The sequence below is a fragment of the Streptomyces spectabilis genome (genome assembly GCF_008704795.1).
Taxonomy (GTDB): Bacteria; Actinomycetota; Actinomycetes; order Streptomycetales; family Streptomycetaceae; genus Streptomyces; species Streptomyces spectabilis.
This window is the reverse complement of sequence record NZ_CP023690.1, coordinates 5,779,583-5,800,193: the sequence shown is the minus strand read 5'-3', so window position 1 is coordinate 5,800,193 and position 20,611 is coordinate 5,779,583. Positions and strand designations below refer to the sequence as shown.

General features: G+C 73.4%; 13 protein-coding genes. 3 read left to right on the top strand and 10 right to left on the bottom strand.

Features of this window, described 5'->3' with window-relative positions:
- Positions 1 to 124 precede the first annotated feature (124 nt).
- Positions 125 to 604, top strand: coding sequence for a pyridoxamine 5'-phosphate oxidase family protein (locus CP982_RS25580; protein ID WP_150512627.1), 480 nt, complete (start codon positions 125 to 127; stop codon positions 602 to 604).
- A 113-nt stretch (positions 605 to 717) separates the two neighbouring features.
- On the opposite strand, the gene guaA is transcribed toward CP982_RS25580, so the two are convergent.
- Complete coding sequence (gene guaA / locus CP982_RS25575; protein WP_150512626.1) at positions 718 to 2,307, bottom strand: glutamine-hydrolyzing GMP synthase; 1,590 nt, start codon at positions 2,305 to 2,307, stop codon at positions 718 to 720.
- Positions 2,308 to 2,916: 609 nt separating this feature from the next.
- Here guaA and CP982_RS25570 point away from each other — a divergent pair.
- On the top strand, positions 2,917 to 3,240 hold the full coding sequence (locus CP982_RS25570; protein WP_150512625.1) for a chorismate mutase: 324 nt from the start codon (positions 2,917 to 2,919) through the stop codon (positions 3,238 to 3,240).
- Between the two features lie 675 nt (positions 3,241 to 3,915).
- On the opposite strand, the gene CP982_RS25565 is transcribed toward CP982_RS25570, so the two are convergent.
- Together CP982_RS25565 and CP982_RS25560 are read right to left on the bottom strand one after the other, a co-directional pair.
- Positions 3,916 to 4,785, bottom strand: a complete 870-nt coding sequence (locus CP982_RS25565) for a hypothetical protein (protein ID WP_150512624.1) — start codon at positions 4,783 to 4,785, stop codon at positions 3,916 to 3,918.
- A gap of 130 nt (positions 4,786 to 4,915) precedes the next feature.
- Positions 4,916 to 5,311 carry a hypothetical protein gene (locus tag CP982_RS25560; RefSeq protein WP_229879054.1) on the bottom strand — a complete coding sequence of 132 codons (396 nt, stop codon included), beginning with the start codon at positions 5,309 to 5,311 and terminating at the stop codon, positions 4,916 to 4,918.
- A 285-nt stretch (positions 5,312 to 5,596) separates the two neighbouring features.
- On the opposite strand from CP982_RS25560, the gene CP982_RS25555 reads away from it, so the two are divergent.
- Positions 5,597 to 6,763: an LAETG motif-containing sortase-dependent surface protein gene (locus tag CP982_RS25555; RefSeq protein ID WP_229879053.1), complete on the top strand. Its 1,167-nt coding sequence runs from the start codon at positions 5,597 to 5,599 to the stop codon at positions 6,761 to 6,763.
- 130 nt (positions 6,764 to 6,893) lie between these two features.
- Here the strand turns inward: CP982_RS25555 and CP982_RS25550 are convergent, their stop codons facing one another.
- From CP982_RS25550 to CP982_RS25520, 7 genes are all read right to left on the bottom strand, one after another.
- Complete coding sequence (locus CP982_RS25550; RefSeq protein WP_150512622.1) at positions 6,894 to 8,732, bottom strand: GMC oxidoreductase; 1,839 nt, start codon at positions 8,730 to 8,732, stop codon at positions 6,894 to 6,896.
- Positions 8,733 to 8,826: 94 nt separating this feature from the next.
- A complete protein-coding gene (locus tag CP982_RS25545; RefSeq protein ID WP_150512621.1) occupies positions 8,827 to 10,443 on the bottom strand; it encodes a succinic semialdehyde dehydrogenase in 1,617 nt (538 codons plus the stop codon).
- A gap of 134 nt (positions 10,444 to 10,577) precedes the next feature.
- The gene (locus CP982_RS25540) at positions 10,578 to 12,260 is read right to left on the bottom strand and encodes a serine/threonine-protein kinase (protein ID WP_150512620.1); all 1,683 of its coding nucleotides are present in this window, start codon (positions 12,258 to 12,260) and stop codon (positions 10,578 to 10,580) included.
- A 79-nt stretch (positions 12,261 to 12,339) separates the two neighbouring features.
- Complete coding sequence (locus CP982_RS25535) at positions 12,340 to 14,037, bottom strand: serine/threonine-protein kinase (protein WP_150512619.1); 1,698 nt, start codon at positions 14,035 to 14,037, stop codon at positions 12,340 to 12,342.
- A gap of 102 nt (positions 14,038 to 14,139) precedes the next feature.
- Positions 14,140 to 15,831: a serine/threonine-protein kinase gene (locus CP982_RS25530; protein ID WP_150512618.1), complete on the bottom strand. Its 1,692-nt coding sequence runs from the start codon at positions 15,829 to 15,831 to the stop codon at positions 14,140 to 14,142.
- Between the two features lie 144 nt (positions 15,832 to 15,975).
- On the bottom strand, positions 15,976 to 17,532 hold the full coding sequence (locus tag CP982_RS25525) for a serine/threonine-protein kinase (RefSeq protein ID WP_150515700.1): 1,557 nt from the start codon (positions 17,530 to 17,532) through the stop codon (positions 15,976 to 15,978).
- A 330-nt stretch (positions 17,533 to 17,862) separates the two neighbouring features.
- Complete coding sequence (locus CP982_RS25520) at positions 17,863 to 20,499, bottom strand: protein kinase (protein ID WP_150512617.1); 2,637 nt, start codon at positions 20,497 to 20,499, stop codon at positions 17,863 to 17,865.
- Positions 20,500 to 20,611: the final 112 nt, after the last annotated feature.

Sequence of the window (20,611 nt, the reverse complement as noted above, 5' to 3'; positions counted from 1 at the left end):
GAAGGGCGACAGGGGCCTTCTGTGAAGAGAGTCTGGAGCCGTACGTGGCGGACGCGGCGGGCGGGGGCGCGGCACCCCGGAAAGAGGGACAGGAGGTGTCCGGTATGGGCGTCAGGCTGTCGGTATGACATGCAACTGGGAGGCGTTCGCGACCGCGGAACCCGAGCTGGCGCGGACGGCCGAGGAGAGGTTCGGGCTGTTCACGCACCACGTCCTGGCGACGCTGCGCAAGGACGGGTCGCCGCGCACATCGGGCCTGGAAGTCCGTTTTCTGAACGGCGAGTTGTGGCTCGGGATGATGCCGGGCTCGCTCAAGGCGCTGGACCTGCGGCGCGATCCGCGGTGCACGCTCCAGGCGAACCCGGGACCCGGCACGGAGATGAGCGGCGGGGACGTGCGGATCTCCGGCCGGGCGGTGGAGGTGCGGGACCCGGAGACGCTGCGGCTGTACACGGACGAGGTGCGGCCGCCGGACCCGTCGGCGTTCCACCTGTTCCGGATGGAACTGACGGAAATCGTGCGGACGTTCATCGAGGACGAGACGTATCTGGTCGTGCGGCTGTGGAAGCCGGGGCAGCCGACGCGCACGACACGGCGGACGTGAGAACGCCGGTGCCGCCGTCCCCGGCGGGGGCGGCGGCACCGGCGTTCAGGCCTGGGGGCGCGGGCGGGCCGTGCGGCCCGGACCGACCGTGGGGCTCGGCCCCTGCGGTCGGGTCACTCCCACTCGATGGTGCCCGGCGGCTTGCTGGTCACGTCGAGGACGACGCGGTTGACGTCGGCGACCTCGTTGGTGATGCGGGTCGAGATCTTCGCGAGCACGTCGTACGGCAGACGGGACCAGTCGGCCGTCATGGCGTCCTCGGAGGAGACGGGGCGCAGCACGATCGGGTGGCCGTAGGTGCGGCCGTCGCCCTGGACGCCCACGGAGCGGACGTCGGCGAGGAGCACCACGGGGCACTGCCAGATCTCGCGGTCGAGCCCGGCGGCGGTCAGCTCCTCGCGGGCGATGGCGTCGGCCTCGCGCAGCAGGTCGAGGCGCTCGCGCGTGACCTCGCCGACGATGCGGATGCCGAGGCCGGGGCCCGGGAAGGGCTGGCGCTGGACGATCTCGTCGGGCAGGCCGAGCTCCTGGCCGACCATGCGCACCTCGTCCTTGAACAGCTTGCGCAGCGGTTCGACGAGCTGGAATTCGAGGTCCTCGGGGAGGCCGCCCACGTTGTGGTGGGACTTGATGTTGGCGGTGCCCGAGCCGCCGCCGGACTCGACGACGTCCGGGTAGAGGGTGCCCTGGACGAGGAACGCGACGTCCTCGCCAGCGCCCGCCGACTCGGCGACGATCTCGGCCTGCGCCTGCTCGAAGACGCGGATGAACTCCCGACCGATGATCTTGCGCTTGGTCTCCGGGTCGGAGACGCCGGCCAGCGCGGTCAGGAAGCGCTCCTGGGCGTCGACGACCTTCAGCTGCACGCCGGTGGCGGCCACGAAGTCCTTCTCGACCTGCTCGGTCTCGCCCTGGCGCATCAGGCCGTGGTCGACGTACACGCAGGTCAGCTGGGAGCCGATGGCCTTCTGCACCAGGGCGGCGGCCACGGCGGAGTCGACGCCGCCGGACAGGCCGCAGATGGCGCGCTTGGTGCCGACCTGGGCGCGGATGGCGGCGACCTGCTCGTCGATGACGTTGCCGGTGGTCCAGTTCGGCTTCAGGCCGGCGCCGCGGTAGAGGAAGTGCTCCAGGACCTGCTGGCCGTGCGTGGAGTGCATGACCTCGGGGTGGTACTGGACGCCGTAGAGCTTCTTCTCGTCGTTCTCGAAGGCGGCGACCGGGACGACGTCCGTGGAGGCGGTGACGGCGAAGCCCTCGGGGGCCGCGCTGCACGCGTCGCCGTGCGACATCCACACGGACTGGTCGGCCGGGGTGCCCTCGAAGAGGGTCGAGCCGGGCCTGGAGACGCTGAGCGGGGTGCGGCCGTACTCACGGGCGCCGGTGTTGTCGACGGTGCCGCCGAGGGTGGTGGCCATCAGCTGGAAGCCGTAGCACATGCCGAAGACAGGGACGCCCGCCTCGAACAGGGCGCGGTCGACCGAGGGGGCCTCCTCCGCGTACACCGAGGACGGGCCGCCGGAGAGGATGATCGCCGCGGGGTTCTTGGCGAGCATCTCGGAGACCGGCATGGTGCTCGGCACGATCTCGCTGTAGACCCGGGCCTCGCGGACGCGGCGGGCGATGAGCTGGGCGTACTGCGCTCCGAAGTCGACGACCAGAACGGTGTCGGGAGCGGCGGCAGCGGGAGTCGCTGAGGACACGGCGGCGGCCTTCCGGCGTTGAGCGTGCGCAGGAGGTTCGTGAGCGGAAGGGTGCACGAGGGGTGCGCGCGCGGTTGGAGCTGGGGTTGTTTTGTCGATTCTAACGGGCCCGGGCGTGGCGCCTTCGTCGTATCCGACGGACCCCGGGCCCGCGACCCCGGTGGCGGGGGCTCATCGGCGGCCGCTCCTGCCCTGCTCCGGGGCCCGCGGGACCCCGCGCCGAGGCCCGCCGCGGTGGGGGTCGGGGCGGGTCACGGCTGCGGCGGCGGCCTCCCTGTGGACAGGCAGGCCGCCCACAGGGAGGGGGTGGGAGACAGGGAAGGGCGGCGGGCGGGCCGCACCCGCGTCTCACCATGCGAGCCGGCTCACACCCCCGGTTTGACCCGCCCGGCGCGCCTGGGGGCATACTGACCCCGTGACCAAGCACCTCAGCTTCCTCTTTACCTATGGCATCCGGCCCGCCGGCTGCCATGGTCGAGCTGCTTGATCACCTGACAAGCGACTTCCCAGGCGCCCCGGGCCGACAAGGCCCGGGGCGTCCTGTCGTTTCCGGGTCCTTGCCACCACCCCGGGGCACCGCCGCCACCGAATCCAGCGAGGAGCCCCACCATGACCGCCACCACGCAGCAGCCCACCGCCCCGGCCCGCACGACCACCGCGCCCGAGCGGACCGGCGCCCGTACGCCCGAAGCCGCCGAACTGATCGGCGGTGCCCGTGAGCGGATCGACGCGCTCGATGACCGGATCATTGGTCTGGTCCAGGAACGGATGGCGGTCTCTGCGGTGATCCAGGAGGCCCGCATCGGTTCGGGCGGGCGGCGCGTGAACCTCTCGCGCGAGATGGAGGTCCTCGCCCACTACCGGGACGCGCTCGGCAAGCCCGGCACCGCGCTCGCGATGACGCTGCTCGAACTGTGCCGCGGCCGCGTCTGAAGCCGCCCGGCGGCGGCCGCCGACAGCCGCAGGCGCCGCCCGGCGAGGGCACGTGCGCACGCGGAACCGCTGCGCCACGGACCTGAGTTCGGACGGCTTCTCACCCGTACGGCGCGTGACCGGTTCCCGACGGTCTTCGTTGGTCCCGGTGTCCGTGCCAGCCAGGCGCGGGCCCGAAAGAACCACGCGTGGCTCCTCCGCTGGGGCGATGAGGCGTACGGATCATTCGTACGCCGTGGGACCTCGCCCCAGAGATGTGACCGGACGGCAGGGGACAGCAGCCCGGTCACCCAGGGAACGGTCGGCTCCGGGGACGCCCGGGGCCGACCGGCCTCAGACCCTTCCGCTCGGGTGTTCCCCTCGGGCACAAGTGGATGTAGTCGAAACGGTTGCGCGGAGAACCGGCCATCCTCCACGATGCGTAAGAGGGCGAGCGAGAAGCCCGTCCGTGCAGAATTTCATTGCCATTGGTCTAGACCAGATGTGCGCCCCTTGCGCGCCGGGTCGGCCACCGGCACACGAGCCAGCGGCGCACTCCCCCCGGCGCCGCCCCGAAGCACCGACGCTGCCCTGACGTCGGTGCTGACAGCCAAGGGCCCCGCGGTTCCGTCCCGCGGGGCCCTTCGCTCGTGCGGTGGGAGACGCACCCGGCCATGGCCGAGGCGGGCCCGGCGCCTACTTCACCTTGGCCAGCTGCGCGTCCAGCACCGCCGCGGGAACCTTCGGCTGCTCGTCCGCCCTGTCCGCCGTCGGCAGGTCCGCCCCGCCGTCCTCGCGGCTCTCGTCGTCCCTGACCACGCTCTCGGGGTCGTAGTGGCTCGACGCGGCGAAGGAGACGAGCGTGGAGCCCTTGCGCACGACGGTGACCGTCCAGCGCTTCACGAACACGTCCTGGCGGCCGCCGACGCGGTAGCTGACGGCCTCGTCGCCCTTGTCCGGCGCGGCCAGCGCCTTGACGCCCGAGTAGCGCAGATCGCCGGTGCGGAAGGCGGCGCACTTCTCGTTCTTGGCCGCCGTACGCAGCTCCCCGAGGGCGCGCGCGGCCGCGCGCTCGCTGCCGTACGCGTACAGCTCGACGTCCGTCATCGCCACGACACGGGCGTCCTTGGCGATGACCGTGCGGCCGACGTGGCCCTTTGCTCCGGGCGGCGTGGCGGACGTCAGGAGGTCCGCCAAGGGGGCGCAGGCAGCAGGGGAGGCCGGCGCGTCCGCCCACGCGACCTCCAGCTTGTTCGGCCTGCGCGTCTTCACGTCGTGGCCGCGGACGTCACCCTTGGCCAGGGACGCCGCCGTCAGCTCGGCGGGGGCGCCTCCGCCGTCACGCGCGCCACCACCGCCACCTGAGCCGCGTGAGCCGTCGGTGTCCCGTGCGCCGTCGCCGTCGCCGTTCGGGGCGCCACCGTCCCGCCCCTTCGGCTTCGCCTGCTCCGTCGACGACTTGCCACCGTCACGGCCGTCGCCGTCACCGCCGCCGCACGCGGCGGTCAGGCCCAGCGTGGCCGCGACCGAGACGGCCACCACCAGACGCGACACAGCTGACTTCACGTTCCCCCACCTTCGCCTTGCCCGTTTCCGCGGACGCGGAATGCGGAGTCACCCGCACCCCTTCTACGACCGAAGATCTCCGCGGGCGGTTCCACGGATCGGCGCCGAATCGGCGCCGAACTGCAAACGGTCACCTCTGCCAGGCCCAGAACCGGTACGGACTCAGAAGCAGGATCGCGAGGACCATGAAGCCCACGACGATCACCACGCTGCGGACCTGGCGCCACCGCCCCGAACCGGCGCCGCCGCGGCGCGGCCCGGTGGGCGCGGCCCGCCAGTCGTCCGGGCGCCAGGGCTCGGCGGCCGCCTCCTTGCGCTTGCGGCGCTTGCGCCCCACCGTGCCCTCGGCCTGCTGCCGAGCCGCTTCCTCGTCCAGCTTGCGCAGCCTTTCGGCCACCATGCGCGCCCGCGCCGACGGCTCCTTGGGCGCCGAGGCGCGGATCTCCCGCTCGCTGTCCTGAGCGAACCTCCGCCACACCTCGTCGGGTATGGACGCCTCGTCATCGGGCTCACGCGGCGACTGCACGGACACTGTGCCCCCTCCCCCGCCCGTTGCCCGGCGGCGGTTCCATCTCGCTTGCAAACGGGGGAAGTTCTACGACACCCCACGAGGGCCGCACAAGCCCGGACCCTCCACATCCTCCAGAGGTGTGACCCAAACCACATAAAGTTTCCGTGAGTTCGACTGCAACCATTCACAGGAAACACAAGTCATGCATGCGTAACTACGGCCACTTCCGTGCCCCGGCGCGGAGGCCCCAGCTTCGTGCCACGCGGGGACGCGCGGTACGCCGGACTCACCGAGGTCTTCATGAAGCTTCGCCGTGCCCTGGCCACCGCGGCCGCGACCGCCGCGCTCGCCCCGCTCGCGCTGCTCTCGGCCCCGGCCGCGCTCGCGACCGAGGGCGATGTCACGACGCCCGGCACGAGCGTGAGCGAGACCCCGGACCCGGCCGACACTCCTCCGCCGGGCACGGGGGACCCGGCGGAGAAGCCAGGCGACGAGCCCGGCGAACCGGGTGGGCCCGGTGGCCCTGGTGACCCCGGTGCCGAGCCGGGCGAGCCCGGCGGCAAGCCCGGTGACGCGGAGAAGCCCGGTGAGAAGCCGGGCGGCGGTGAGAAGCCGGGTGCCGGTGAGAAGCCGGGCGAGAAGCCCGGGGAAGAGCCCGGCGGCAAGCCCGGTGGCGAAGAGGGCCCCAAGCCCCCGGCCAAGGACAAGGACCACGAGGAGAAGCCCTCGCCCGAGCCCTGCGAGGTCGACGACGAGACCGGCGACGACCTCGACAGCCGTCTGGAGCTGAGCCTCAAGGGCCTGCCCGGCAAGATCGCCGCGGGCAGCGGCTGGCACGAGTTCACGCTGATCGCGGCCAACCCCAGCGACGACGAGCTCGGCGAGGTCAACTGGCTCGCGGCCGTGGACAACTTCTCCAACAGCGAGCACGAGCGGAACTGGCTGAGCACGTACGCGCGCATCCAGTACCTCGACCCGGGGGCCGGCGGCTGGAAGTCGATCGTCGACGAGGTCTCGGACGGCAGTTACTTCGGGAAGACGACGCTCGGCGCCCAGGAGCGGATCGAGCTCAAGCTGCGCCTCGACATCAGCGCCAAGGCCCCGGCAGGGCCGGGCTACGCGCTCGGTCTCGGCGGCTACACGGACGCCGAGCTCGGGTGCACGCACAGCTCGTTCGACTTCTTCGAGTTCACGGTCCTGAGGCCGGGCAGCGGCATCGACTACCCGGGCGAGGCCATCGAGCTGCCGGACAAGCCCGCGCCGCGCCCCGCGCCCAAGCCGCAGGGCGGCGTCAAGCCCATCAAGCACACCACCGTGACGACGGCCCCGACGCCCACCGGCAGCCTCGCCGAGACCGGGTCGAGCTCCGCGCTCCCGACCATCGGCATCGTGGGCGGCATCGCCGTCGTCGCGGGCGCGGGCGCCGTGTTCGTGGTGCGCCGCCGTGGTAACTCGGACGCCGCGTAACGCGCTCCGCGCGCGCATGTGATCACGAGACCACCGCAAGACGCGAAGGACCTGCACTCGGAGGGGGGTGCAGGTCCTTTCGCCATTCCGGCGGCCCCTGGCGGGCCATGAGCCCCGGAACTCCGCCCGGTCACCCCTTGGGCGGCACCACCGGCATCCCGAGGAACGGCAGCCGCAGCGCCCCGAACGCGTCCGCCGGTACCGCCGGGGACTTCGGTTCGACCGGCGCGAGGCGCGCGTACGCCGTGCCCTGCGCGGGACGCGGATCGGCGCCGCCCTTGTTCGGCCAGAACGACATGGCGCGCTCGGCCTGCGCGGTGATCGTCAGCGACGGGTTCACGCCGAGGTTCGCCGACACCGCCGAGCCGTCGACCACGGAGATCCCCGGATGGCCGTACAGCCGGTGGTACGGGTCGATGACGCCCGTCTCCGGAGAGTCGCCGATCGGGCAGCCGCCCAGGAAGTGCGCGGTGAGCGGGGTGCCCATCAGCTCGCCGACGTTCGAGCCGGGGAAGCCGTTGATCTCCTCCGCGATGAGGGTCGCGGCGCGGGTGGCCTCCGGGATCTGCTCCGGATTGGGGGCGCCGTGGCCCTGCCGGGCCGTCAGCAGGCCCTTGCCCAGGCCCTTCTCCTTGCGGTACGTGGTCAGCGAGTTGTCGAGGGTCTGCATGACCAGGCCGATGATGGTGCGCTCCGACCAGCGGCGGTTCGACAGGGAGCGCAGGGTGAGCACCGGGTGGCGGGCCGAGTTGGCGAGCCAGCCCGCGACGCGCGCCTTGCCGCCCTTGGCGGTGTACGGCACCTGGAGCAGGGTCAGGCTGCCCATCGCGTTGGACTTCTTGCCGTAGCGGACGGGTTCGATGTGGGTGGTGCCGTTCGGGTGGATGGACGAGGTGATGGCCACGCCCCGGCTGAAGTCGGCCCGGCCGCCCGGGGCGCCCCCGTGGCGCTTGCGGTAGCGCCGGTCGGAGGTCTGCGCGCCCACCAGGGCCTCCGAGTTGGTGCGGGTCAGCTCGCCCAGGCGCCGGGAGACGCGCGGCAGCAGATGGCCGTCCTTCATGCGGTGCAGCAGCGTCTGCGTGCCGTACGTGCCCGCGGCCAGGACGACGCGGCGGGCCCGGAAGGTGCGCCCCTTGCCCTTGCGCTTGTTGTCGGTGGGCAGCGTGGCCACCGCATAGCCGCCGCGCGAGTCCTCGGTGAGGGTGACCACGGTCGTCATCGGGTGGATGACCGCGCCGGCCTTCTCGGCGAGGTACAGGTAGTTCTCGGTGAGCGTGTTCTTCGCGCCGTGGCGGCAGCCCGTCATGCACTCGCCGCACTCGGTGCAGGCCCGGCGCGCGGGTCCGGCGCCGCCGAAGTACGGGTCGGGAACTTCCTTGCCGGGCCCGGCCGTTGACTCACCGGTGGCGTCCCGTCCGTCACCGAAGAAGACACCGACCGGTGCCATGTGGAAGCTGTCGCCCACGCCCATGGCCTCGGCGGCCGCCTTGAGATGGACGTCGGAGGGAGTCGTCGTTGGATTGAGCCGCACCCCGAGCATGCGCTTGGCCTGCTCGTAGTACGGACGCAGTTCGTCCCGCCAGTCCGTGATGTCCTTCCACTGCGGATCGTCGAAGAACGCCGCAGGCGGTACGTAGAGCGTGTTCGCGTAGTTCAGCGATCCGCCGCCCACGCCCGCGCCCGCCAGGACCATCACGTTGCCGAGCAGATGGATGCGCTGGATGCCGTACAGACCGAGGGCCGGGGCCCAGAGGTAGTTCTTCAGGTCCCAGGAGTTCTTGGGCAGCGTGGCGCGCGTGAAGCGGCGGCCCGCCTCCAGGACGCCGACGCGGTAGCCCTTCTCGGTGAGCCGCAGCGCGGCCACGGATCCGCCGAAGCCGGACCCTACGACGATGACGTCGTAGTCGCTGCCGTCGTCGCCCTCTCCGCCCTTGTTGCCCTCGTGCTGGACAGAGGTGTCCTGCGACATGGGGTCTCCTCCGTGCGAGTCGAATCCGTGCGAGTCGAATCTGCGGGCGCGCGGGGGCTGAGCGCGCAGTTCCCCGCGCCCCTTCGGGGCGCACCTAGCGCAGGCGCAGCGCCTTCATGATCCGCAGGCTCCGCGTCATGAAGGCCGCGTACTTCTCGTCGTCCATGCCGAACGACGGCGCAAGGGGGATGAGGCGCTGGTGGGCCACGGTCTGGGCCTCGGTGTACTTGAGGATGCCCTCGGAGCCGTGGCGGCGGCCGAGGCCGGATTCCTTCATGCCGCCCATCGGCGACTGCACGCTGCCGTAGGCGGGCGCGAAGCCCTCGTTGACGTTGACGGTGCCGGTGCGCAGGCGGGCGGCGACGGCGCGGCCGCGCCTGCCGTCCTTCGTCCAGACCGAGGAGTTCAGGCCGTAGGGCGTCGCGTTGGCGAGCTCCACCGCCTCGTTCTCGTCGGTGAAGCGGTAGATCGAGACGACCGGGCCGAAGGTCTCCTCCGTGCACACGGCCATGGGCGGTTCGACGCCGTCGAGGATGGTGGGCTCGTAGAAGTACGGGCCGATGTCGGTCCGGGCCACGCCGCCCGCGACGAGCGTCGCGCCCTTGGCGACGGCCTCGTCGACGTGGCGCCGGGTGGTCTCCAGCTGCCGCTCGCCGACCAGCGAGCCCATCTCGGCGCCGTACGCGAGCGAGCGTCCGAGCCGCATCGCCCTGGTGCGCGCGGCGAACCGCTCGACGAAGACGTCCGCGATCGACTCGTGGACGTACAACCGCTCGATGGCGATGCACAGTTGACCGGCGGACGAGAAACAGGCGCGCACCGCGCCGGCGGCGGCCTTCTCCACGTCGGCGTCGTGCAGGACCAGCATGGCGTTCTTGCCGCCGAGTTCGAGGGAGACGCCGACGAGCCGGGCGGCGGCGCCCGTGGCGACCTCGCGCCCGGTGCGCGTCGAGCCGGTGAAGGAGACGTAGTCGGCGTGCTTGACCAGCTCGGGGCCCACGACGGGCCCTTCGCCGAGCACGACCTGGAACACCTCGGACGGCAGCCCCGCCTCGACGATGAGGTCGCGCGCCCAGAGCGCGGTCAGGGCGGTCTCCGTGTCCGGCTTCATCACCAGCGCGTTGCCCGCGACGAGCGCGGGCAGGGCGTCGCCGATGGACAGCTCCAGGGGGTAGTTCCACGGCGCGATCTGGCCGACGACGCCGCGCGGCTGGCGCAGTTCGGTGACCTTCGTCAGGGCCGGTACGACACCGGTGTGGCGCTTGGGGTTCAGATAGGCGGGAGCGCGGCGGCCGTAGTGGCGGGCCGCGACGACGACGGCCTGTATCTCCTCGTGCGCGTGAAGGCGCGCCTTGCCGGTCTCCAGCTGGATCAGGTCGAGCGCCTCACCCTGGCGCTGGAGCAGCAGGTCGTGGAAGCGCAGAAGCACGGCGGCGCGCTGGCGCACGGGCGTGCGCGCCCAGGCGATCTGCGCGGTACGGGCCCGCTCGAAGGCGGTGGCGACGTCCTCGGGCGTGGACTCCGGCAGGTCGGCCAGCTTCTCGCCGGTGAACGGCGTGTGGTTGGCCGTGCGGCCCGAGCCGAGCACGTCACGGGTGAGCTGGGCGACCAGCTCCGGCGTGACCACGTCGGCGGCGGTGCGGGCACCGCGCGGGGCCTGAGCGATCGGGTTCGTACCGAGGGGTGCCGCGGGGGCCTGCGAGTCCGTCATGACGGTGAGCGTATGCCTGGGCGGACGCTTTGGGTACCCATGGGTAACGAGCTTTCACGGACCTCGCACGCGGGCCGGGCGACCCTCCGGCACCGCGCCAGTGCCCGCTGGCAGCAAAGCCGCTGATCAGGGCGTTAGCCGGAGCCGGTCGCGCCCGTGTCCACCTTCAGACGGTCCCGCGCGGCCTTGAAGAGCGCGGTGCCCCGCTTCTCGTGCTCGGCGACGCCCTTGGGCATCCGCACCATCAGCTCGTAGGCCTCCCCGGCATCGGTGACGATCATCAGCCGCATCTCACGGGTGACCGTCGAATCCGCCTTCCGCTCGCCCTCCTTGTACGTGGCGTCGAGCAGCGCCGCGCCCTGGTCGTGGAAGCTCGTCGGGGACATGGACGTGGTGACCGCGTCGTAGGGCGGGTCCTCGTACTCCCGGCGCTCCTGGTCCGCCCAGGCGAGCGCGTTCTTCGCGGGCGCCTTCGCGGGTTTGGTGAGCCGCAGGAGGACGCGGCCGCCCGGCTCGGAGTACTCGACGATGGGGTTCGCGGGATCGCGGACGACCTCGGTGTACGAGGCGGGCACGGAGACCTCGGCGGACAGCTCGCGCTCCTTGTGGGCCGTCCAGCGGGTGCCGGAGGACGAAGGGCCCGGCCCCTTCGGCGGTACCTCGACGGGCGGGAACACGCCCTCCTCGCCGACCTCCTCGCCCACGCCGGTGACCGACTCCGCGTCCTCGTACAACTCCCCTCCGCCGTCGCCGTCCGTCAGGGAGGTGCCGAGCCAGACTCCGCCGCCGACGAGCAGGGCGCCCACGAGGGCTGCCGCCAGCAGGGCGAGGGTGCGGCGGCGCCCCGCCGCCGCGGGAGCCTCGGGCGCGGCCCCTCCCGAACCGGGGGCTTCGCCCCCTGGACCCCCCTCATCGGCGCTCCGCGCCTCGTCCTCAAACGCCGGACGGGCTGGATCCTGCCGGTGCGGTCCGGTCTCCCCCCGAGCAGCACCCACGGATGCCCCCGCCACCTCCCCGAGCGCCGTCGCCACCTCCGCCGCCGTCGGGCGCTCGTGCGGGTCGCGGCGCAGCAACGCCTCGATCAACGGGCGCAGTTCACCCGCGCGCTGGGGCTTCGGCGGCTGTGCCGCGAGGACGGCCGCGAGGGTCGACTCCAGCGACGTACGGCGGAACGGGGAACGGCCCTCCACGGCCGTGTACAGCAGGGCTCCCAGGGACCACAGGTCGGAGGCCGGGCCCGCGCCGGGGCCCGACATCCGCTCGGGTGCGACGAACTCCAGCGAGCCGACGAACTCACCACTGGCCGTCAAGGACTCCTCGCCCTGGATGCGGGCGATGCCGAAGTCGGTGAGCACGACGCGGCCGTGCGGCCCGAGCAGCACGTTCGCGGGCTTCACGTCGCGGTGCACGATGCCCTTGGCGTGCGCGGCCGCGAGCGCGCCGACGAGGGCGAGGCCGATGCGGGCGGACTCGGCGGGCGACAGGGCGCCGCGCCCGAGCACCTCGTGCAGCGACTCGCCGCGGATCAACTCCATGACGATCCAGGGCAGTTCGTCGTCCTCGACGACCACGTCATGGACGGCGACGGCCGCCGGGTGCTCGACCCGCGCCGCCGCCCGCGCCTCGCGCCGGAGCCGGGCGTACGCGCGCCGCCGCTCCTCGCCCTGCGGATCGCCCGGAAGCCGCGGTTCCTTGACGGCGACCTCACGGTCCACCAACGCGTCGACGGCACGCCACACGGTGCCCATGCCCCCGGAGCCGATGCGCTCGACGAGCCGGTAGCGGCCCCCGATCACACGTCCGCCCTCAGTACTCATGTGTCATGTACTACCGTGCGCGGGCGCGCGGGGGCCAGCCCGGTGATCACCTCGTGACCGAGCGTCAGCACCCGTCGCGTCAGGGCTTGCTGATCTCCAAGTCCGCGATGGCCTTCTTCGCCACCTCGCGGCCGCGCTCGGTGAAGTCGCTCTTGGCCGGGTAGTCGATCCACAGCTTGTACATGTCCCCGGACTTCGTCCGGTAGTAGAAGATCGTGGCCTCGCGCGGATACTCCGTCTCGCTCTCCTTGTTCGTGTACGGAACGACGTTCTCCGCGGACTGACTGCCCTGGTAGTCGCCCTGCGTGGTCTTCTTGCCCGGCCTCAGCTCGTCCGGGCTCAGCGCCGAGCCGAGCACCGAACTGCCCTGGTCCAGGTCCTTCATGTCCTCGTACGCCTCGGCCATGGAGGTGCCCGCGATGTAGTTCAGATCGTCCTCGGCCTTCTTGTCCAGGGTCAGCGTCACCGAGATCTGGCCGCTGGAGTCCCGGTAGGAGACCCAGTGCTCCTTCGGTGCGGCGTCGTCGCCGGGCATCCATGTCGCATAGCCCTTGGGCGCCCACACCGTGGCGCCGAGCTTCTTCTCCTCGTGCTTCTCCCAGTCCCCCGCGTCCGACGCGTCGCCGCCGAAGGGGTTCACCGCGACGAGCACGCTCGCCACCACCACCGCGGCCACCGCGGCACCGGTCACCGCGAGCGCCTTGCGGCTGAGGAACACGCCCTTGCCGCGCGCCCCGCCCTGGTCGCCCGCGACCGTGACCACCCGCGTCGGCGGCAGCTGCGGGGGCTGCGGCGGCCGCAGCGCCTCGTCCAGGAGCGCCCGCACCCGCGCCGCGTTCGGGCGGTGTCCGGGGTCCTTGTGCAGCAGGCCGTTGATGGCGTCGGCGAGCGGGCCCCGCGCGGAAGCGGGCGCGGCGGGCGTGGCGTTCAGGACGGACTGCAGCGTCGCGGGCGTGTTGCTGCGGCGGAAGGGCGACACGCCCTCCGTCGCCGCGTACAGGACGACGCCGAGCGACCACAGGTCGGACGCCGGTCCCGGCCGCTGGCCGAGGACGCGCTCGGGTGCGATGAACTCGGGCGAGCCGACGAAGCCGCCGGTGTCCGTCAGATTCGTCTCGCCCTCGATCTGGGCGATGCCGAAGTCGGTGAGGACGACGCGGTCGTGGTCGCCGAGCATCACGTTGTCCGGCTTCACGTCGCGGTGCAGGATGCCCGCCGCGTGCGCGGCCTCCAGGGCGCCGAGCACTTCGAGGCCGACGCGCGCCGCCTCGCGTGCGCCGAGGGTGCCCTCGCGCAGCGCCGCGCCGAGCGAGCGGCCCCGTACGAACTCCATGACGATCCACGGCTGGCCGTCCTCGACGACGACGTCGTGGACGTTCACGACCGCCGGGTGGTCGAGGCGGGCGGCGGCGCGCGCCTCGCGGCGCATCCGCTCGAAGGCGTTGGCGCGCTCGCGCTCGGGCAGGTGGTCGGGGACGCGCGGCTCCTTCACGGCCACCTCGCGGTCCACGGTCTCGTCCTTCGCCCGCCAGACCGTGCCCATGCCGCCGTGGCCGAGCTTGCTGAGCAGCCGGTACCGGCCGCCCACGAGACGGCCCGCGCCCGGTTCGGCCTCGGTGGGCCGCGCGGCGGGCGCCTGCTGGCCCGGGACGACCTGCGTCGGCTCCGCGTACGGATGGGGGTGCGGCGTCCCGCCCTGCTCGGCGGGGCGCGGCGGCTGCAGCCCGTAACTGGTGGTGTCGTGCGGGCCGTGGCCGGCTCCCCCGTCGTTGCTCATGGACCCATGACTACCTTGCCGGACGTGTCTGATTCCAGCCGGGGGCCGTACTTGTGACCGGGGTGATGCACGCACCGGGAACTCACGCCCCCGCCGGGCGCTTCAGCGGCGTACGAACGTGTCGACCGCGGTGTCGAAGTACCGCCGCCCCTGCCCGGCTTCGGGCAGCGGCGCCGACACCCACACGTCGTACATCCGCCCGCCCTCCTGCCAGCACAGGTCGTAGGTGCGCCGCGCGTCGTCGGCGGCGCCGGGGGCGTCCCAGGTGAACTGCCGCAGCGCGGCGGGACGGCCGTTGCGCGTGGTCTCGGTGACCTGTCCGTCGCGGTAGCCGGGGCTGCGTTCGGGGCCGTCGGCGTGCGCGCGGCGCTGGGCGGCGAACGGGCCGCCGGGCACCGGGTCCGCGGCCTCGATGCCGACGCGGAAGGCGCCGTCCGGGGAGCTGTAGTAGGTGCGCGGCCCGTCCGTGGTGCGCCGGTAGCCCGTGGGCACGGCGAGCGCGAAGCCGCGCGGGTCCTTCGCCAGGCGGTAGCCGCGCGGGGCGTCGGGCGTGGAGGGCCGCACGGAGTCCGGCGTCTTGGTGACCGTGGAGGTGGCCGTGGGCCGCGGCGCGCTCGTGGCCGCGGTGCCGGGCACGTCCCGCGTGGCCGACGTGGCCGGATTTCCCCCCTCCCCTTCGCCGTCGCGGCCGAGCAGGAGCGCGGCGGCCGAGACCGCGCCGCCCGCGACGGCGGCCACGAGGAGGGCGGCGACGAGCATCGTGCGGGCCTGGCGGCGGTTCGGCCGCCGCTGCCCGCCGGACGGTTCCGGCTCGTAGGGGTCCGCCGGCAGCGGAAGCAGCACCGCGGCCCTGGTCCGCGGATATCTGGGCAGGTCACGCGGGGTGGGCGGATGACGGCCCGGCCGTAACGCGGCGGGCAGCAGGCCGGGGCCCGCCCGGTCCCCGTTGAGCCGCGGCATCGTGCCGGTCACGACGTACGCCCGCAGCAGCCGCTCGGCGGCGGTCACGTCGAGCCGCCGCTCCGGGTCGCGTTCGAGCAGACCGAGGACGACGGGCGCGATCGGCGCCGCGGCGGGCGGCGGGCGGATCTCGTCGAAGACGACGGCGTGCAGCACCCCGCCGATCGAGTCGCGGCGGAAGGGCGACTCGCCGCTGACCGCCGCCACGAGCAGTGCCCCGAGCGACCACAGGTCGGACGCGGGCCCGGTCCGCTCGCCTGACATCCGCTCCGGCGCGGTGTACTCGGGCGAGCCGACGAAAGACCCGCTCTCGGTGAGCGTCGTAGCCCCGCTGACCTGTGCGATTCCAAAATCCGTGAGGACGACGCGCCCGGTGGCCTCCTCGATGAGGACGTTCGCGGGCTTCAGATCGCGGTGCAGGATCCCGGCGGCGTGCGCGGTGCGCAGCGCGCCGAGCAGATCGAGGCCGACCCGGGCCGCCGCATGCGGGCCGAGCGGCCCCGAGCGGGCGATGCGCCCCGCGAGTGACCCTCCGTCGACGTACTCCATGACGAGGTACGCGCGACCGTCCTGGACGACCACGTCGTGCACCACCACGATGTGCGGATGCCGCAGGCGCGCCACCGCCCGGGCCTCGTGCAGGGTGCGCTCGCGCTGCCGGGCGGCCTCCTCGTCGGGGAGCGTCTCGTCGACCGCGAGCTCCTTGACGGCGACCCGGCGGCCGAGGAGCTGGTCACTGGCCCGCCACACCACACCCATGCCGCCCCTGCCGAGCCGCGCTTCGAGGCGGTAACGACCGGCGATCACACGGGTGCTGTCACCCAGGCTCCCCATGCGGCCATCATGCCCCAGAGGTGTGGCCATCGATCCGGGCCGCCGCAGGTGGGGCCGGAGACCGGCCAGTTCAGGCCGCCCGCGCGGCGTACGCGAGCGGCGCGTACGGCGGGCGGGGGGCGCTCGCGCGGCGGGGTGGAGCGGTCAGGTCCGCCAGCCCCGCAGCACCGCGTCGAACTGCTCCCGCGTCTTGTCCCACCCCTCCTCGGGCGCCGACATGTAGATCACGTACTCGACACCGTCCCGGCTGATGTACGACTGCGAGATGGCGTGCCGCGGGCCCTTGGTGGTGTCGTTCGAGCCCGCCGTCCAGCTGAACTCCCACAGCGCGCCCGGCCGGTCGCGGAAGGTGTTGGAGTTCAGGTGCAGGCGTTGGTAGTCGGGCAGCTTGAGCTGCCGTTCCAGATCGACCTGGTGGGCGTAGGGGGTGTCGAAGTCCGGGCTGCGGTCGACGGCGATGCGGACGAAGTGACGGCCGTTGTCCGGCGTGTAGTCGATCTGGTTGCCGTCCACGCGCCGCGACCAGCCCTTGGGCAGCATCAGGCTGAAGCCCTCGGCGTCGCGCACCGGCACCCAGTCGGCGGGGATGCCCCCGACAACCTTGTCACCGTCCTTGCCGCCCTTGCCGTCCTTCTCCTCACCGGCCTCGGCGCGGGGGCGGCCACCGCCGTCGCCTTCGTACTGCACGTACCCGAACACCGCGCCGCCGCCGAGCAGCGCCGCCGCGGCGACCAGCGCGAGCCGTCGGATCCAGCGCCTCGGCCCGGGCGCCGCGGGGGCCGGTTGCGGCGCCGTCGCGGGCTGCGGCGCGGTCGCGGGCCGCGGAGTCGCGGGCGGCGGCAGCTGGTTGGTCCGCGTCGGTACGTACGCCTGCGCCGCACTGGGGCGCCGGCCGTCCGCGGCCTCCGCGAGCATCTGCTCCGCCTCGTCCGCGCTCGGCCGCGCGGCCGGGTCCTTGCGCAGCAGGGCGGCGATGACGGGGCCGAGGGCACCGGCGTGCGCGGCGGGGGCGGGCTCCTCCGTCACCACGGCCTGCATGGTGCCGAGCGGTGAGGTGCGGCGGAACGGCGAGGTGCCCTCCACCGCCGTGTACAGCGTCGCGCCGAGCGCCCACAGGTCGGCCGCGGGGCCGGGGTTGGCGCCGCTGACCCGCTCGGGCGCCAGATAGTCGACGGACCCCACCACTTCGCCGGTGCGGGTGATGGTCTTGTCGCCCTCGATCGCCGCGATCCCGAAGTCGGTGAGCAGCACCCGGCCGTCGTTCGAGAGCAGTACGTTGCCCGGCTTGATGTCGCGGTGCAGGACGCCCGCGGTGTGCGCGGCGCGCAGGGCGCGCAGCACCCACAGGCCGATGCGGGCGGCCTCGCGCGCCTCGACGCGGCCCTGTTCCTTGACGGCGTCGGCGAGCGAGCGGCCCTCGACCAGCTCCATCACGATCCACGGCCGGTCGTCGTATTCGAGCACGTCGTGGACGGTGACGACGGCGGAGTGGTTGATCTGCGCCTGGGCCCGCGCCTCCGTCTGCGTGCGGGTCAGCAGGACCGCGCGGTCGGCCTCCTGCACCCACTGGGCGGCCGTCAGTTCCTTGACGGCGACGGCCCGGTGCAGCACCTCGTCCCGCGCGCGCCATACCCGCCCCATGCCGCCGCTACCGATGGACTCACCGAGCCGGTAGCGGCCGGCGAGGAGCAGGCCCTGCATCTGATTCACGTTCCCCCGCAGTTGGTCTTGACAGGGCCCAGGTTCTGACAGAGCCAAGGGTAAGGAGGCGCGGGGAGGCAGGGAACGGGAGGGGGTGGCCGGAAGCCGCACTGTGACGCATGCGGCTCCGCTTCTTCGCCGTTCCCCCGCGATTCGCCGCATTACCCCCGCGTCCGGAAGAGCCACTTCCGATTGTGTCCGCCGCGGGCGGCTGGAGCGGTGTGCGGCGGCGGCTCGGTGCGGTGTGCGGCGACGCGGTGCGAGGCGGCGGGGCGGCGCGGTGCGAGGCGGCGGGGCGGCGGGGCGGCGCGGTGCGAGGTGGCGGCGCGGTCAGCCCGCGGCCTGGTACGACTTCGACGCCTGCTCGTACAGCCGGTCCACCTCGTCCCGCTCGGCCTCCGGGCCGCGCACCTGCACCACGTGGTACTTGCCGTCCGCGATCAGCACCAGATTGCGGACGAAGACCTCCGTGCCGTCGGAGCTCTGCCAGGTGAACTGGCCCTCCGCCATGGCACGGCCGCCCACGTCGACCCGGCGCATCCCGCTGGACGTGGCCCAGGACGAGTCGCGGAACGGCTGGAGTTCGCGCTCGTCCTCCTTCTGGTACTTCATCGGGTCCGTGCCGTACTCACCGGTGCTGTCCCGGCCCGGAACGACGAGGAGCTCGAACTTGCCGTGGGTGTAGAGCACTTGCTCCCGGCCGTTCATGGGCGTGCGCTGCCAGCCGCTGGCCACGGCGACGCGGAAGCCCTCCGTGTCCTTGCGCAGCGTGAAGCCTGGCGCCAGGTCGGACGCGGTGGTCTGCGGCTCCTGCGAACGGGGGCTCTCCTCGCCGTCCGGCGACTCGCCCGCCCCGCCGTCCTGGCCCTTGCCGTCGCCCGGCTTGCCGTCCCCGGCGGGGCGGTCGTCCGGGGCGGTGCTGGACTCGCCCGCGTTCCCGGTGCGCCCCGCCCCCTCGTTCTCGTCGGCCTTGGGCATGAACAGCATCGCGTACGTGACCGCGGCCACGAGCCCCGCGAGGATCACCAGGAGCAGCACCCGGCCCAGCGAACGCGGCCCCTGCGCGGGGCGCGGCTCCCGCTCGGGCCGGGGCGCCCGCACCGGCCTGGTGTCCCTGACGTGCTCACGGCCGCGCTTGTGGCGGCCGTGGCCGTGGCCCGTGGCGACCGGCGCGGGCGGGCGCCGCTTGCGCACGACCTCGCCCCGGCGGCGCACGACGGGCAGCCTGCCGCCGTCGTACGGCGGTGCCGGGACCACGTGCACGCCCGCGTCCGGCTCCGGCGCCGACCGCACCAGGGAGCGCAGCCAGCCGCTCAGCTCCTCGAAGTCGATGCGCTCGGTCGGGTCCTGACGCAGCAGCGACTCCACGACCGGCCGCAGCGGCCCGCACTCCTCGGCGAACGCGGGCGGCTCCGCGCACACCATCTGCACCAGCTCGGCGGTGCTTTCCTCGGGATACGGCGCGTGCCCCTGGACGGCGCGGAAGAGCAGCGCGCCGAGCGCCCACAGGTCGGTGGCGGGCCCGATGGGCGCGGCGAGCTGCCAGTTCTCGTGCACGGGACCGGCCTGCTCGGGGGCCCAGCGCTCGGTGACCGCGCCGACGACGGTCATCCGCGCGTGCCGGGCCCGCTCGGCGGCGAGCGCGGTGGTGGGGCCGCGCCGGGGGCGCCGCTCGGCTGCGGGGTCGTCCCAACGGCCGCTGAGGGCATGCCCGTCCGGATCGCCGCTCCTGTCGTTCCTGTCGTAGGTGTCGTACGCGTCGTCGTCCGGAGGGGCCTGCCGCTGCGGGGGCGCCGATCGCTTGGCCAGGCTCGGGGACGCGGATTCGCCCTGCGCGGGCGCTCCGCCACGCGGCACGGCACCGTGCCACTGCTTGCGCCCTTCGCTGCCCCAGCCCTCCCGCGCGCCCCTGCCGTTGCCGTAGGTCTCGCGGCCGCCGTGCACGCCGTACGGGTCCGCGATGCGGCCGGTGGCGCTTCCGGCGTCCGCCTCGCTCACTTCGCCGACCTGGGCCGCCGCCCGTGCCGCACCCGCGCGGTACGCCGCGATCGCACCGGCGCGCGCCGCCCGCAGGTCGGACTCGTAGTCGGGCGCGGGCCGGGCATCCGGCTCGTACGCGGGATCACTCTCGTACGCGGCGTCCGGCTCGTACGTGTCGGCCGCGTACGGCGTGTCCGACGCGTACGGCGGATCCGACGCGTAGGGCGGGTCCGGCTCGTACGCGGGCTCCGGGGCCGCCTCCACGCCCCGGGCCTCCTCGTCCGCGAGCGCGCCCACGGGCTCCGTGAAGCCGGAGAAGTCCTCGCCCTCGGGCCGCGGGTCGTACCCGCACAGGGCCTCTTCCGCCGCGCCCGCCGCGAGCCCCGTGAGCAGCACGCGTCCGTCGTCGCAGACGAGCACCGTGCGCGCGGTGATGTTCCGGTGGACCCAGCCGTGCGCGTGCAGCACGCGCAGCGCGGTCACGACGTCGGCGGCGACCTCCGCCGCGCGGAACGGGTTCAGCGGTTGGTCGGCGAGCAGCGCCGCGAGCGGCCGGGCCGCCACCAGCTCGCTCACTATCCACAGCGAGCCGTCCTCCGCGAACACGTCGAAGACCTGGTCCAGACGCGGGTGGTCGGGGATGCGCGCGGCGGCCTGGGCGGCCTCGACGGCCCGGCGCACGGCGGGGTCGCTGGGCCTGCGCGTGGCCCGCGCGCCGGGGCGCCGAGGGGTCCGCGCGCCGGAGCCCGCGCTCCTGAAGCCCTCGGGCAGCCCGCCGGGCAGGACGTCACTCAGGTCGCCGTCGCCGTAGCCCTCGTCGCCGACCACTTCCGCCTCGACGACCTCGGGCAGGGGAACCTGCCTGACCAGGACTTCCTGGCCGCTGTAGGTGTCGAAGGCGCGGGTCTCGGCGAACTCGTACTCATCGGTCGGGGGCAGCGGCAGGCGGTAGCGGTCGGCGAGCACCCGTCCCGCATAGTCGTCCACGATGCCTCCCCCAACCGCCCGGTGGTCAATTCCGTTCGTTTTACGGCTCGTTGCGCTTGCTTACCCTCCGCAAGCACTCACGATACGTCTCCAGGCCGGGCCGTATTGACGG

Bases quoted from the DNA above. Each gene is read 5' to 3' on its own strand.
- CP982_RS25580 (WP_150512627.1), top strand. From the start codon at position 125: ATGACATGCAACTGGGAGGCGTTCGCGACCGCGGAACCCGAGCTGGCG.
- CP982_RS25570 (WP_150512625.1), top strand. From the start codon at position 2,917: ATGACCGCCACCACGCAGCAGCCCACCGCCCCGGCCCGCACGACCACC.
- CP982_RS25555 (WP_229879053.1), top strand. From the start codon at position 5,597: ATGAAGCTTCGCCGTGCCCTGGCCACCGCGGCCGCGACCGCCGCGCTC.
- CP982_RS25550 (WP_150512622.1), bottom strand. From the start codon at position 8,732: ATGTCGCAGGACACCTCTGTCCAGCACGAGGGCAACAAGGGCGGAGAG.
- CP982_RS25545 (WP_150512621.1), bottom strand. From the start codon at position 10,443: ATGACGGACTCGCAGGCCCCCGCGGCACCCCTCGGTACGAACCCGATC.
- CP982_RS25540 (WP_150512620.1), bottom strand. From the start codon at position 12,260: ATGAGTACTGAGGGCGGACGTGTGATCGGGGGCCGCTACCGGCTCGTC.
- CP982_RS25535 (WP_150512619.1), bottom strand. From the start codon at position 14,037: ATGAGCAACGACGGGGGAGCCGGCCACGGCCCGCACGACACCACCAGT.
- CP982_RS25530 (WP_150512618.1), bottom strand. From the start codon at position 15,831: ATGGGGAGCCTGGGTGACAGCACCCGTGTGATCGCCGGTCGTTACCGC.
- CP982_RS25525 (WP_150515700.1), bottom strand. From the start codon at position 17,532: ATGCAGGGCCTGCTCCTCGCCGGCCGCTACCGGCTCGGTGAGTCCATC.